Below are 13,716 nucleotides of genomic sequence, written 5' to 3' on the forward strand. Positions count from 1 at the left end.
GAAAAATATAAAAAATTATCATTTAAGGAGGTACATATGTTTACAAAGAAAAAAAAGATTATCGCCATCATGGTTGCTGTTCTGGTTCTGTCCCTGTCTTTTAGCACCACAAGCTTCGCTGCCAGCATTTCCGCTACCTTAAATGCCCAGTTCAAAGCCCTAAAAATTTTACTGAACGGACAGCAGGTGACCATGGAAAGCCAGCCCATTATCGTCAACGGCAGCACCTATTTGCCCTTACGGGCCTTTGCCAATCTTTTTAACAAGAATGTGGACTGGAACGCCACCCTCCAGCAAGTGACCATTACGGACAAACCGGATAATCTGGTCACCAGTTTACAGGCCCAAATCAAGGAAAAGGACAATCAAATTTTGGTTCTGCAAACGCAACTAGCCGCAAAAAGCGGCGGCAAGAGTCTAAGCGACATGGAAAAACAGCTCAATAGGGATTACGAAGATTACGAAAAAATGGATGTAAGCATTACCTTAAGCGGCAGTACCAGCAAAATTACCGTGAAAGTCGATATCGGTGATGAAGATGACTGGGACGATCTTTCCAGCACCAAGCAAACCAAACTGCTCCAATATATCGCGGACGACCTTAACGATGAATATGACGACCCGGACATTTCCGGGACGGTAAGAGACGGTTCCACAACTCTAAAGACCTTTACCGTCAACTCCAGCGGCACGGTAAAAATCAGCAGCAGTTCCAGCAGCCTCAGTAACTTCGCAGATGAGTTGGAGGATGACTATGATGAATTGGGCGATATCGACAAACTTTCTATTTCACTTTCCGGAAGCACAAGCGGTACCATTACCTTTACAGTGAAAATTAAATACTCCAGCTTCGAAGATGAGTGGGATGAACTGGACGACGATGAAATTGAAGATTTTATGCTAGACATCCAAGGGGATATTGAAGACGAGTATGATGACGCCGATGTGAAGGGCTATATTAAGGACAGCAGCGACTCCGATGCAAACATGGCTTCTTTGTCCACATCGGGAAGTTTCAAACGATACTCGGATTACGATTAAATTAAAATTTTCATAAAAACCCGGCAAGGAACATGTTCCTTGCCGGGTTTGTCTTTTATCCTTCTCTTTCCTGAGCCAACAAACTCAGAATCTTATTGCTCCTCGTGATAAACTCCGTCATGGCCGCCGGCTCCAGCTGCTTGTGGCTCAGCATGGCCAGGTCATAGACATGCCGGCAAATCATCTCCGCTTCTTCTTTTTTATCCGGCTGCTCACCCAGCCGGGCGATGGATTTGATCAAATCGTTGTCTGCGTTTAAGACCAGGGTCTCCTCGTCGGGAAACATATTTTTCATGTCCCCGCGGCCGAAAAGGGCGCTCATGTCCTGCATGCGCCGGGACTGCTCACTGAGCAGAACCATAGCCGGCATCTCCAAGGCCTTCAGATGCTCCACCTGCAGTTTCAGCTGCTCCTTATTTAAAGCACTTTTAAAGATGGCATCCAATTTTGACCCCATTTCCCGGTCATCCTCTTGATCCGTCCGCTTCATGCTTTCCGAGAGATCGGAATCGATCCGGTTAAAGTGTACCCCGGTTTCTTTGCTTTCGATAAACTGGATAAAATGAAGGTCAATGGTCCCGGACAAAATCACCGCTTCCAAGCCCTGCTCTTTAAAGAGGTTGATGTACTGGGCCTGCTGCTTTTCATCACTGACGTAAAATACCTTGTTCTCATGCTGGGATTTGTTCCGGTCTAAATACTCCTGCAAGGTCACATAATCCCCCTTGGTGGTCCGGTAAATTAAAATATCCTTCACCCGGTCATAAAATTTGTCTTCCCGGATGCACCCATATTTCACGAAAGGATTGAGATCCTCCCAGTACCCATTGTACTTTTCCCGCTCTCCCTGGAACAGCTCCGACAGCTTGTCCCCCACCTTTTTGGTAATGTGCCGGGAGATTTTGATCACGTTGCTGTCATTTTGCAGGAAGCTGCGGGACACATTTAAGGGCAGGTCGGTACAATCGATGACTCCTTTTAAGAGCAGTAAAAATTCCGGAATCACTTCCTTAATGTTGTCCGCCACAAAAACCTGGTTGTTAAATAGTTTGATTTTCCCTTCCAGGCGATCAAATTCCGTGCTGATTTTGGGGAAATAGAGAATCCCTTTCAGGTGGAAGGGGTAGTCCACATTGAGGTGAATCCAAAATAAAGGTTCCCGATAATCCATGAATACCTTATAGTAAAAATCCTTATAGTCCTGACTGGTGCACTCCTTCGGATCCCGCATCCAGAGAGGATGGATATCATTCAGGGGTTTCTCCTCTTTGGCCTGGTCCGGCTGCTTTTCATCCTGCAAAAAAATTTCTACGGGCAGGAAGGAGCAATATTTGTCGATGATCTCCCGGAGCTTGAATTCATCAAGAAACTCCCCGGACTCCTCGGACAAATACAAGGTAACGGTTGTTCCTCTTTCTGTAAGGTCGGACGGGCTTAACTCGTATTCCGTGCCGCCGGCACATACCCACCTTACCGCTTCCGCATCTTTTTGATAGGACAGGGTATCAATCTGCACCCGGTCCGCGACCATAAAGGCGGAATAAAAACCTAAGCCAAAATGGCCGATAATCTGGTTCCCTTCATCAGACTTGTCCTGATATTTGGCCAAAAATTCCTCGGCCCCGGAAAAAGCAATCTGGTTGATATATTTTTTTACTTCCTCCGCCGTCATGCCGATACCGTTGTCCCTAAAGTGCAGTATTTTCCGGTCCTTATCGAAGGTTACCCGGACCCAGTATTTCGTGTCCTCCGCCACGTCAGCCTCTCCCAAGGCAGACAGTCTTTTTAATTTATTTACGGCATCCACCCCGTTGGAAATCAGTTCCCGGACAAAAATATCTTTGTCGGAATACAACCATTTTTTGATGATGGGAAAAATATTTTCCGTATGAATAGAAATACTGCCGTTTTCCTGATGCAAGGAAATCCCTCCAATATCTCTAAATGTAAATTTTTTATTATTTATTCTATCTCTCCCGCAAAAAAATTTCAAGAAAAAATTAGCACTCATCTCAATTGAGTGCTAACAATTTTTCCCTTTATCCAGTTTTGCCGGCTTATCTCAGGAAACCCTGAAGAATGGTCTCTTCCGCTTCTTTTTCTGTCAGTCCCAGAGACATCAGTTTCGTCAGCTGCTCGGAAGCAATTTTGCCGATGGCGGCTTCATGAATAAGCTGGGCATCCGAATGGAAAGCGCTAATCTCCGGAACAGAGGAGACCCGGGCCTGGTGCATGATGATGGAATCGCACTGGATATGCCCGCGGCACCTGTTTTTTCCCCGCATATTGAGGTGGAACACCTGTTGGGAGGTATCCTGGGCTACGGAGCGGGAGATAATTTGCGCCGTAGAGTCTTCGCCCACCAGTTCCACATTGATGATCGATTCCGCCGTCTGGTCCCGGTAGGTCAACAGCCTTTCCACCACGATCAGGCGGGCATTTTTGTGCAGCCGGACCTCCGTATCCCTTTTCGTCCGGTCCACGCCTTTAATCTGCACCATTTCCAGTTCTGCTACTCCACCCTCTTCCACTTCAATGATGGTTTTGGGATTGAGAATTTTTTCTCCGCTGCCCTCCCCCTGGCCGTAGTGCTTCTCTACATATTTCAGGCGGGCCCCTTTGCGCACATGGAAATCGTGAATGCCGTCATGCTGCGCCTTTTTGCTGCCCGGATTATGGATGCCGCATCCCGCCACCACCAGCACGTCGGACCCTTCCCCAATTTCAAAGGTATTATAAACCACATCCTCCAAGCCTTCGGCAGAGACAATGACGGGAATATGCACACTTTCCCCTTTGGTGTGGGGTTTTACCAGAATATCGATACCCGGCTTGTCCGTTTTCGTGACAATATTGATGTTGGCAGTAGTACCCCGGCTGATTCCTGCTCCGTTTTTGCGAATATTATAGGCGCCTTGAGGGATGTCATGAAGGCCGGCTACAGCCTCTAATAAAACCTTATCTACCGTATTGAGCACGCGGTACCACTCCTTTGTCGCAAGCTTTACTGCACATACAGTCCAGATCCCTTTTCTGGATATCGGCCAAAACCTTATCTTTGGTAGTAATCTCCGCGATTTCTCCATTGGCCACCAGGATCACCTCATCGGCCAGGTTTAAAATCCTTTCCTGGTGGGAAATAATCACAATAGCGGTCTGATATTTTTTGTGGATGTTGGCAAAGGTTTCGGCAAGTTTTTGAAAACTCCACAGGTCGATGCCGGCTTCCGGTTCGTCGAAAACCGCCAGTTTTAGATTTCGGGCCAGGATGGTGGCAATTTCAATCCTCTTTAATTCCCCTCCGGAAAGGCTGGCGTTTACTTCTCTGTCTAAATAGTCCTGGGCGCAAAGTCCCACATCCAGAAGCAGGTCATACACGTTGATATCCTGATTTTTTCCCGCCGCTAACTGGAGCAGCTCTTTCACCTTGATCCCTTTAAACCGGGGAGGTTGCTGAAAAGCGTAGCCAATGCCCAGACGGGCTCTTTCGGTGATACTTAAATCAGTAATGTCCTGCCCCTGAAAAAATATTTTTCCCGAGGTAGGCCGGTAAATGCCCATAATAATTTTCGCTACCGAAGACTTCCCTCCCCCATTGGGTCCGGTGATCACATAGATCTTGTTTTCCTGCAGGGAAAAGGTGATCTTGTTTAGGATATCGAACTGTCCTTGTTCTTCGTCCACCTGAAAGGTAATATCTTTTAATTCCAGCATCGGTGCAACCTCCTTTATATTTCACTATTTTACATGATTCTCTCGAAAAAATATAGCAGGAGGATGGGGCACACAAAAATATTCCAAAAAAACTGCGGAACTTTTATCCCTAAAATTTCGTATACCAATTAGAGGACATGAAAGATCCGCCCAGAAAAATACCGCATGAAAAAATCTTTACACGGGAGCCTTTGGATATGGCAAAATTCTTGAAAAATTTTTTTCTTGTTTTGATGCTGCTTTTCCTTACCGGCATAGCCAGCCTGGCCTTCGTCTTGTATGGACCTTTTACCGGCTTGAGGGACTTGTATGTCACTTCCGCCATGACCACCATGCAGCACCAATATCTAGCCAAGATATTTTTTTCCGCGGATAAAATCGCCGAAATCATGCGTAAAAATGCCCTAACCGAATTTCTTTTCCCAACGAATGTAGATCTTATTGAAGAAGAGAACCAGTTGCCGGATCATATTCAGCTCATAGATGTGAGCACATCCACCTTTAAAGGGTACCTGCTTCTGGTCAGCCGTCCGGAAAGGATTAAGGTAGGGACGTCGGAGCATTTAGGATCAAAAGGAATGAAATTACAGGAAATCATCGAAAAATACCATGCCGTGGGAGGCGTCAACGCAGGAGGATTTATTGATCCGGGCGGCCATGGAACGGGAGGCGTACCGGAAGGAATCATTATAGAAGACGGAGAAATTCTTTACGCAGATAAATCATCCAAATATAACGTGATCGGATTCACGAAACAAAATGTGCTGGTGCTGGGAAAATATACTTTAAAGGAAATAAAAAAGCTAGACATCCGTGACGCCGTATCCTTTCGCCCTTTTATTATTGTGAACGGCGTACCTGCCATCACCACGGGAAACGGCGGCTGGGGAATCGCCCCCCGCACCGCCATCGGTCAAACAAAAGACGGCACGGTCCTTCTCCTGGTGATTGACGGACGCCAGGTATCCAGCATCGGCGCTACGCTGAAAGATGTCCAAGACATCATGCTGGAATATGGAGCCGTCAATGCGGCAAATTTGGATGGAGGATCCTCAAGCACCATGTACTACGAGGAAAAGCTGATCAACAGCCCCAGCAGTCAGTACGGGGAAAGAAGGTTGCCCTCGGCCTTTATTATTCAATAAAGATCAGCCGGTCACCCAAGGCAATGTTTTTCTCCTTCATGAGTCCTGCTTTTAATTCTAAAACCGCTACTGCGCCTTTTTGGCAAGCGGTAAAACCGGGGGCCAGGTGATTTGCCGTTTTGATCACCCGGTTATTTTTATCCAGAAAAACAGCATCGATCGGAAACCGCATTCCCATACAATGTACCCCGGCACAGGGGCGCAATAAAAGGCCTTCCCGCTCTCCCAGGCCCTTTCGGCCTAACAGGCCGATCAACCTGCGCCAAAAAGTTTGAGCAACCATGACCCGGTCAGCGATCAGTATATGACCATCCTTTTTGATAACTTTCATATCCTTTCTCTCCCCAGATGGTTTTTCCTCAGCTTTTTTATTTACGGATTTCTTCCAGCCATTGATCATACAGCCAGTCCCCGATATCTTTCAGTTGGAGCCAGGCGATCATCAATACTTTCTTCACAATAGTCGTGATCTCATCACAAGTTTCCATAAATTTTTCATTGAGGTATTGATTTTGCAAGTCGTAAAAACTTACGCCAAAATATTTCTGTGAAATTATTTTTCCCGTATCTGTAAATGTGAGCAGGCAATAGCAGGCGCATAAAGCGGCCAGGGTACCCATTTTATGCTTCATGATTAATCTTAGGGGAAAACAAAATAGATAAAATATCCGATCTACCGCGCCTCTCACGCAAACAACGAGTGGGGCGCTTTTTTTACGTTCCGAATCTTTGGGGTACCTCTCGTATTTTAAGAAAGTTTTTCTTTTATTTTTCTCATTTGTTTTGAGATTGGAGAGCAAATTAGTGAGCATCAAGGGTAATTTACAGGTAAAAAACAATTTTACTTTGCTGTACCAGGTGGTAAAAAATTTCTCAGAAAGACTCTTTGCCATTGTTAGGATGGTGGAAGGAAGTTTGATCAGCTTTTGCTTTCCGGTGCTGAGAAATTCGCTATAACACGCATTTAACCATTCCTGAAAGGAAAAACATGTTTCAAAGCGAATATCCTGATTTCGATGGTGATTTCCGTTTTCCCGCTCTAATTTTGAAGTAAGGGGCGATGAGGAGAGATTGAACCGGGGGGAAGAAAATGAATCCTCAAAACTGATCCTAAAGAGATCATAGTATTGCTCACTTCCGGTAAATTTATAGATCATTCGATGAGATATAAATAATTCCATCTGCCATTTTAAGCAAATGGATTTAATCGTCCAGGCAGCTAATTCTTTATTGCTGAGACTTTCCGACGGGTCATCCAAGATTCCCTCCAGAGCATTGACGGCACCTTTTAATTTCAGGCTATTGATCCTTAAAATCGCAAGACGCCGGATATATTCATCCGGATTTTTCAGATAGAACTTTAATTCTTCCCCCCGAGAAAGCTTGTTAATTATTTTTTCCGTCTCTCTTTCCAATCGATACCATTCCGGATAGTCTTTCAAACAAATATTTTCTGTATACATATCCTTTCACATCCTTGTTTTCTTACCCTTGAAGGACTGCATAAGGCCACAGGCGCTATCATAAATTACAGGGAAGAGATCCCTCTCAGCTGTGTCATGAAGCCGTCAATATCTTTGAAGTCTAACTGAACAGGATATGGGAGGGGAAGGGTCGATAGGACATATTCCAAATCTGAAACTAGTTCATTTTTTCTTGTTTCCAGCCGCAGATACCCCTGATAATAATCACCCTCCTTGATCTGCAGGAGGGCTTTTTGTTCCAGCCCCTGCTCCCAGTTGGTCAGCTTTTCCATGATAAATCGGTTTTCAATGGTCATGCTGCCAATTTCCCGATTTATTTTTCTGATCCTTTTCTTCAGTTTTCTTTGATAGAAATAGAATTGAACAGGAAAAAACAATCCTTTCATTTTTCTGGGATTTTTCACAAAATCATACCATAAGTTTATTTGATTCATGATTTCATAATTTAACGCTACATTTTTTTCGATATTTGCCTTATATTTATCAACTTGGTCTTGGATATTCCCTCTGTCTTCATCAAAAATTTTTTCGTAAACAGAACCCGAGGTCTTTTCTATCTCTAATAATTCATGAGCCAATTGATTTTGGATATTTTTTAGCGCACACAGCAGATTGAGGGAAAAATCAATTCTTCTCTGCAAGGGATCGTCCGGCACTCAGGACACCTCCTATTTCATGAAGTTAGAGGGACAATTTACCCTATCCTCTCTTTTCGCACAAATATTGGGCAAATTATTATTTGGACAGATTCTCAATTAACTGAATCACAGCAGGTGCCAATATCACAATAAAGATGGTGGGAAAAATAAAAAACACCATGGGGAGCAGCATTTTGATGGGAGCTTTCATCGCCTTTTCTTCAATGCGCTGTCTCCTGGCATTACGCTGCTGGGCCGACTGCACTCTTAACACATTGCCGATGCTCACACCCAGCTGGTCCGCCTGGATCACGGCGCTGATAAATGCATTTAGTTCCTCTACGCCGGTTCTGCTTCCTAAATCTTTTAAAGCATCCTTGCGCTGTTTACCCATTTTGATCTCCTGCAGCGCAGTGGAGAATTCTGCCGAAATGGGGCCTTTCACTTTTTGCACCACCCGGCTCAGAGCTGAATCAAAGCCTAATCCGGCTTCCACACTTACCGTCAATAAATCCAACACGTCCGGTATTTGTTTGGAGATCTGCTCCTGTCTGCTTCTCGTTTTCATTCTCAAGTAAAGTTCAACCATGAAGTACCCCAAAAACAACCCCCATAAGCCGCAGACCATTTGGGTGAGGATATTTAACCTGGCAGCAAAAGCCAAACTGCAGCTGATCAATCCGAAAAGTACCGCCATAGCATAATACAGGGAAATAAACTCGTAGGAAGTTAGCCCCATGGGTCTTCCCGCTAATAGCAGCTTTTTCTCTAAATCAACTCTTTTTTTCACGGGAGTAAACCGGCTTGTAATGAGAGAAACCCATTTGAGAATGGGCCGGATGACCCGGTCAAAAAAGGAGCGCTGTAATTCCTCATTTATCTCATGTTTGGGAACAGCTTTTTGCTTGATTTGTTTCAACCGTTTTTCGATCTGTAAACGGTCCGCGGCTACGATCAGGTAGATCCCGTAAATAAAGGAACACCCTGTGATAAAGCCCATGATGATAATAAAAATGAACACCTTACTCCCTCCAATCCCGGCCATAAATAAAACTTTAAAATTCTGCTGGGAGACTTACACTTCGATATTTACTATTTTTCTGATCATGATCACCCCAAACAACTCAGAAAGCACTCCCCCCAGCATGATAAAAAATCCGGTTTTACTTTGGATCAAGACGCTGATATAACTAGGGTTGATCACCAAAAGGAGGGCAAAAATAGCCGGGGGCATAAAACCGATGATTAAACCGGAGATCCGCCCTTGCGCGGTTAAAGTTTTAATTTCCCCCTTAATTCTGATGCGTTCCCGTAAGGTATAAGAAATATTATCCAGGATTTCGGCCAAATTACCGCCGATTTGCCTTTGGATTAAAACTGCGGTGATCATTAAATCCACGTCTTCACTCTCCACATGCGCTGCCAAATTGCTTAAAGCCTTTTCCGTGGGCGTACCAAAATTTATTTCCCGGATCGTTTTTTTTAATTCCATTGCTAAGGGGCCTGTCATTTCATTGCTTACCAAATCCATCGTTTGCTGGAGACTGTATCCCGCCCTTAAGGAATTTGTCATTACGGTAAGACAATCACTGATCTCCGAGTTGATCTTTTCCAGTCTCTTTCGTTTTCTTCTTTTGACAAGTAAATAAGGAAAAGCCATTCCCAATGCGCCAAATACCATTCCAGCGCCAATCCCTCTGGTAAACAAACCTGCTACGCTTCCCGCCAGAAAACTGATAATATTAAGGACAATAAACTCTTCTCCCCGAAGAGGAATGCCCGCTTTGGACAACTCCTCTTCCACCTTTTTGGTAAAGGAACGGGAAGCAAAAATCTTTCCGGCCGCACGCAAGATGTTTTTTACCTTCATTCTCCCTTTTCTTCTCTGATTTTCATCCGAATGATGGCCCGAGTGATCTTTGGTGTACTTTTTTATTCTTTCCGTCATCTTTCGCCTATTTTCCGTGAGCAGTAAATAGAGGCCCCAAAAAAGACTGATTCCGGTAATACCGCTACATGCGGCAATCATGATCTCCACCGATCATCCTCCTGTTCTTTATTTCATAAAGATATCCTGAGGAAGAAAAATGCCTTCCGCTTCAAACTTATCCACACATTTGGGCATGATACCGGTTGCCCGGTGTGCCCCGATTATATTTCCACTCGGATCTATTCCTGTTTGCTCATAGGTAAAGATATCTTGTAAAACAATGGTATCCCCTTCCATCCCTAACACCTCCGTCACATGGGTGATTTTCCGGCTCCCGTCCCTTAAACGATTTTGCTGGACAATGATATCTACCGCCGAAGCAATTTGCTCCCGGATGGCCCGGATGGGCAAATCCATTCCGGCCATTAATACCATGGTCTCCAACCGGGAAAGAATATCCCGGGGGCTATTGGCGTGCCCTGTGGTCAAAGAGCCGTCATGGCCGGTATTCATAGCCTGCAGCATGTCCAGGGCCTCTCCTGCTCTCACCTCACCTACCACAATCCGATCAGGCCGCATGCGCAAGGAGTTACGTACCAGATCCCGCATGGTCACAGCACCCTTTCCTTCAATGTTCGGCGCTCTCGTTTCCAAGGTAATTACATGATTCTGCCGCAGTTGAATCTCAGCGGCATCCTCGATGGTAACAATCCGTTCATCATGGGGAATAAATGCGGAGAGGACATTTAATGTGGTTGTTTTGCCGCTCCCCGTACCGCCGGAGATGACAATATTGAGCCTGGACCGCACACAGGCTTCCAGAAATTTCGCCATGGACGGTATAAGAGAACCAAATCGAATCAGGTCGGAAATTTTTAAAGGATCACGGGAAAACTTGCGAATGGTTACCACCGGTCCTTTTAACGACAAAGGGGGAATAATGGCATTTACCCTGGAGCCATCCGGTAATCTGGCATCAACCATGGGCATGCTTTCATCAATTCTTCGGCCGATGGGGGCGACAATTTTTTCAATTACATGCATCACATGCTCATCATCCCGAAAACGGATCTCCGACAAAAGTATCTTTCCTTTTTTCTCCATAAAAACCTGATGGGGGCCGTTCACCATCACCTCACTGACATCGCTGTCCCTAATTAAGGACTCTATCGGGCCTAACCCTAAAACCTCGTCCAAAATTTCGGAAGAAATTTTTTGTCTTTCGGAATAGGGCAAGAAACTGGCCTCCCGTTCCAAAATAGTATTAATCACTTCTTCCACTTTTTTCGCGATCTCGTTGTCGGAAAACCCCCGGTTTTGTTTCAACTCCTTATCCAAAATTTCAATTACTTCTTTATGTACCTTTATTTTTAATTCCCCGTATTTATCTTTAAACTCTTCCTTCGCATAATTTTTTTCTTGTTCCATCACGGTTTCCTGAGGAGCATTTCGTTTCTCTAAACGCTGCAATAAAGACATGTAAGCCCACTCCTTTTGTTAAAGCAAGTTCTTAATTCATCTGGGGATTCCTTTACTCCATCTGAATTCTAGAACTGCACATGCATGACTTAATTGGCGTTAGACTCCCGCCTACGGGAGCCTTACGCCAAGTTAGTCAGGTTAACCAAACATTTTTCCAAATAGAGATTTCTTGCGATACTTTTGGCTCAGGTCCTCTTGATATCCCTTATCATGAATCACCAGATCGGCAATTCTGTCTATGGACCGGCTGGGTTTGGCCTTTGTATCACTTAACACAAAAGGTATTCCTTTATTCACGGAAGTTACCACAAGTTTTCCGTCACTGGGAATCGTTTCCGCAATGAAAAAGTCTAACGAGGTCTCCACATCTTTAATCGTAATGCCCAGATGTTCTGTGGCTCTGTTCAGAATAAGTTTACTTTTATTCTTTTGGTTCAATGAATGAAGCAGGTCCAGATTTAGTTTCATGTTCTTAATCGCCGGCAAATCCAATGTCATGACCAATAATAACTGCTGGGACATTTCTAATGCCGTGAGCGTAGTATCCTGAAAATACGGCGGGGTATCAATAATGACGTAATCAAAATTTTCTTTTAAGATGGTGAGGATTTTAGAAATATTTTCTGCGTCAACCAGTTCCGCATATTCCGGTTTCATCGGCGCGGGCAAGATTTTTACATTTGAAATATGGGTAAGCAAATAGTTTTCGATCAACTGGATATTTAATTTTCCTCTTTCTTGGACCAGCTCTGCGATGCTTTTCCTGGGCACGACATTAAAGAAAATAGGTATATCGCCAAACTGCAGGTCTAAATCCACCAACGCTATTTTACCTTTTGTTTTATTCGCCAAATGAGCGGCTAAATTTACGGAAAGTGTGGTCTTTCCTACCCCGCCTTTTGCGCCAAAAATAGTAATAATCTGGGGATCCTGAGAAACAGATTTTCTCTTCCCCATGCTTTTATCCCGGCGGATTTTTTCTGCGTAGTTTACCCGTTTGATGGTATCCACCAATTCCTGCCCATTGATCGGCTCTACCACATACTCTCTTGCGCCGGCGACCATTGCCTTTTTTAAGTATTCCGGACCGCTTTGCATACTGATGATAATGACGGAGACATGAGGATCATTTAAAATAATCTTTTCTGTTGCCGCAATTCCATCCATTACCGGCATTTCATCATCCATGACGATGATATCGGGCAACAGCCGTTTGGCCTTGTTTAGAGCCTCTTCCCCGTTGACAGCTTCTCCCACCACCCGGAATTCTGCTTCTTGCTCTAAGATACGCCGGATATCATTTCTCGCCTCGTCATGATCATTTACTATTAGGATTTGCACCCTTTCCACTTCCATCTCCTCCTGTGCCATACTCGACAGCTTTTTGATTGATATTTTCATTTAGTAAGTCCTCCAGCTTTGAAGGTGCCGAATATCCCCATGAATTGTCAATAGGAGATCTTAGCATCAAACGGATCACGCCCCGTTGACTGGCCATCATTAAACGCTTTGCCTGCGTGAAGGTAACAGCCAGCGTAACAGTTTTATACTCTTTAGGATCCTTTTGGGAGGTATCCGATTTCTCATCCATCTCTTTTCCTACCGCCAACACCTCAATATCCTGTAAGGGCACGGAAGTATAGGCAACCTCATTGATCACCACTGTGGCCAGTACATCTACACTATCTCCCGGTTTTAGCAATCCTGCGATCCCGCTCACTTCATCAACAGGAACGGTAAGCGCTCTTTTGCCTTTCGGCACGATAAAAGCTAAGCCTTCCGTGCGGTCATCAGCGTCCAGAACTTGATTGATCATAATACTTTCTCCTGCTGTTACCGGAATTAAAAGAATCCTATTGACCACATCCTCCGCATGGGTGGTTTCCTTCGGGTGCTGATAACTTTGGGGTATTTCCTTAAAGGCCACCATTTTCTCAGTAATTTTTGTTTTAGCTGGAATATCTTGAGCCGCTACAACAATTTTCACATATTCCGTGTTGTCCAAAGCATGTTTTGCGTCCGCTAAATACTTATACAAAAGAACGGATGTTGCTAAACCGAAAACGACTGCCAGAAAAAAAACCAGTTTACCGCGCAACTTTTCTTCCTCCTTTAAAGGTCAGGGGACACACCTCTATATCAGGCATTCCTATCCCGTCGGAGGAATGTCCCCAATTTATGTCAGGGGACACACCTCTATATCAGCATTCCTATCCCGTCGGAGGAATGTCCCCAATTTATGTCAGAGGACACACCTCTATATCAGCATTCCTATCCCGTCG

13 protein-coding genes are annotated in these 13,716 nt (G+C 44.7%); 2 read left to right on the forward strand and 11 right to left on the reverse strand.

Annotated elements, in window-relative coordinates:
- Window positions 1-36 precede the first annotated feature (36 nt).
- Complete coding sequence (locus DCMF_RS15650; protein WP_148135285.1) at window positions 37-1,041, forward strand: copper amine oxidase N-terminal domain-containing protein; 1,005 nt, start codon at window positions 37-39, stop codon at window positions 1,039-1,041.
- A 55-nt stretch (window positions 1,042-1,096) separates the two neighbouring features.
- Here DCMF_RS15650 and htpG read toward each other — a convergent pair whose 3' ends face one another.
- The 3 genes from htpG to DCMF_RS15665 form a co-directional block, all read right to left on the reverse strand.
- A complete protein-coding gene (gene htpG / locus DCMF_RS15655; RefSeq protein WP_148135286.1) occupies window positions 1,097-2,962 on the reverse strand; it encodes a molecular chaperone HtpG in 1,866 nt (621 codons plus the stop codon).
- Window positions 2,963-3,098: 136 nt separating this feature from the next.
- The gene (locus DCMF_RS15660) at window positions 3,099-4,019 is read right to left on the reverse strand and encodes a SufB/SufD family protein (protein WP_148135287.1); all 921 of its coding nucleotides are present in this window, start codon (window positions 4,017-4,019) and stop codon (window positions 3,099-3,101) included.
- Window positions 4,000-4,755: an ABC transporter ATP-binding protein gene (locus DCMF_RS15665; protein WP_148135288.1), complete on the reverse strand. Its 756-nt coding sequence runs from the start codon at window positions 4,753-4,755 to the stop codon at window positions 4,000-4,002. Before DCMF_RS15665 ends, DCMF_RS15660 begins: the two co-directional genes overlap by 20 nt.
- 197 nt (window positions 4,756-4,952) lie before the next feature.
- Between DCMF_RS15665 and DCMF_RS15670 the strand changes: the two genes are divergently transcribed.
- Window positions 4,953-5,900 (forward strand): phosphodiester glycosidase family protein, encoded by a 948-nt coding sequence (locus DCMF_RS15670; protein WP_236860038.1) that lies wholly within the window; start codon window positions 4,953-4,955, stop codon window positions 5,898-5,900.
- On the opposite strand, the gene DCMF_RS15675 is transcribed toward DCMF_RS15670, so the two are convergent.
- The 8 genes from DCMF_RS15675 to cpaB all read right to left on the reverse strand — a co-directional run bounded on the left by DCMF_RS15675 (window position 5,890) and on the right by cpaB (window position 13,532).
- Window positions 5,890-6,231 carry a DUF192 domain-containing protein gene (locus DCMF_RS15675; RefSeq protein ID WP_214658643.1) on the reverse strand — a complete coding sequence of 114 codons (342 nt, stop codon included), beginning with the start codon at window positions 6,229-6,231 and terminating at the stop codon, window positions 5,890-5,892. The two genes, DCMF_RS15670 and DCMF_RS15675, sit on opposite strands and share 11 nt — an antisense overlap.
- Window positions 6,232-6,268: 37 nt before the next feature.
- The gene (locus tag DCMF_RS15680; RefSeq protein WP_148135290.1) at window positions 6,269-7,363 is read right to left on the reverse strand and encodes a hypothetical protein; all 1,095 of its coding nucleotides are present in this window, start codon (window positions 7,361-7,363) and stop codon (window positions 6,269-6,271) included.
- A 65-nt stretch (window positions 7,364-7,428) separates the two neighbouring features.
- On the reverse strand, window positions 7,429-8,040 hold the full coding sequence (locus tag DCMF_RS15685; RefSeq protein ID WP_148135291.1) for a hypothetical protein: 612 nt from the start codon (window positions 8,038-8,040) through the stop codon (window positions 7,429-7,431).
- Between the two features lie 79 nt (window positions 8,041-8,119).
- Window positions 8,120-9,043, reverse strand: a complete 924-nt coding sequence (locus DCMF_RS15690; protein WP_214658644.1) for a type II secretion system F family protein — start codon at window positions 9,041-9,043, stop codon at window positions 8,120-8,122.
- Between the two features lie 54 nt (window positions 9,044-9,097).
- Window positions 9,098-10,051 (reverse strand): type II secretion system F family protein, encoded by a 954-nt coding sequence (locus DCMF_RS15695; protein WP_236860340.1) that lies wholly within the window; start codon window positions 10,049-10,051, stop codon window positions 9,098-9,100.
- Between the two features lie 27 nt (window positions 10,052-10,078).
- On the reverse strand, window positions 10,079-11,431 hold the full coding sequence (locus DCMF_RS15700) for a CpaF family protein (protein ID WP_148135294.1): 1,353 nt from the start codon (window positions 11,429-11,431) through the stop codon (window positions 10,079-10,081).
- 141 nt (window positions 11,432-11,572) lie between these two features.
- Window positions 11,573-12,835: a CpaE/TadZ family protein gene (locus DCMF_RS15705; RefSeq protein WP_148135295.1), complete on the reverse strand. Its 1,263-nt coding sequence runs from the start codon at window positions 12,833-12,835 to the stop codon at window positions 11,573-11,575.
- Window positions 12,753-13,532 (reverse strand): Flp pilus assembly protein CpaB, encoded by a 780-nt coding sequence (gene cpaB, locus DCMF_RS15710; protein WP_148135296.1) that lies wholly within the window; start codon window positions 13,530-13,532, stop codon window positions 12,753-12,755. The genes DCMF_RS15705 and cpaB overlap by 83 nt, the downstream gene beginning before the upstream one ends.
- Window positions 13,533-13,716 lie beyond the last annotated feature (184 nt).

The organism is Candidatus Formimonas warabiya, from assembly GCF_002777255.1.
GTDB lineage: Bacteria > Bacillota > Dehalobacteriia > Dehalobacteriales > Dehalobacteriaceae > Formimonas > Formimonas warabiya.

Coding starts and splice junctions, on each gene's coding strand:
- DCMF_RS15650 (WP_148135285.1), top strand. CDS start 37: ATGTTTACAAAGAAAAAAAAGATTATCGCCATCATGGTTGCTGTTCTG.
- DCMF_RS15665 (WP_148135288.1), bottom strand. CDS start 4,755: ATGCTGGAATTAAAAGATATTACCTTTCAGGTGGACGAAGAACAAGGA.
- DCMF_RS15670 (WP_236860038.1), top strand. CDS start 4,953: ATGGCAAAATTCTTGAAAAATTTTTTTCTTGTTTTGATGCTGCTTTTC.
- DCMF_RS15675 (WP_214658643.1), bottom strand. CDS start 6,231: ATGAAAGTTATCAAAAAGGATGGTCATATACTGATCGCTGACCGGGTC.
- DCMF_RS15680 (WP_148135290.1), bottom strand. CDS start 7,363: ATGTATACAGAAAATATTTGTTTGAAAGACTATCCGGAATGGTATCGA.
- DCMF_RS15695 (WP_236860340.1), bottom strand. CDS start 10,051: ATGATTGCCGCATGTAGCGGTATTACCGGAATCAGTCTTTTTTGGGGC.
- DCMF_RS15700 (WP_148135294.1), bottom strand. CDS start 11,431: ATGTCTTTATTGCAGCGTTTAGAGAAACGAAATGCTCCTCAGGAAACC.
- DCMF_RS15705 (WP_148135295.1), bottom strand. CDS start 12,835: ATGAAAATATCAATCAAAAAGCTGTCGAGTATGGCACAGGAGGAGATG.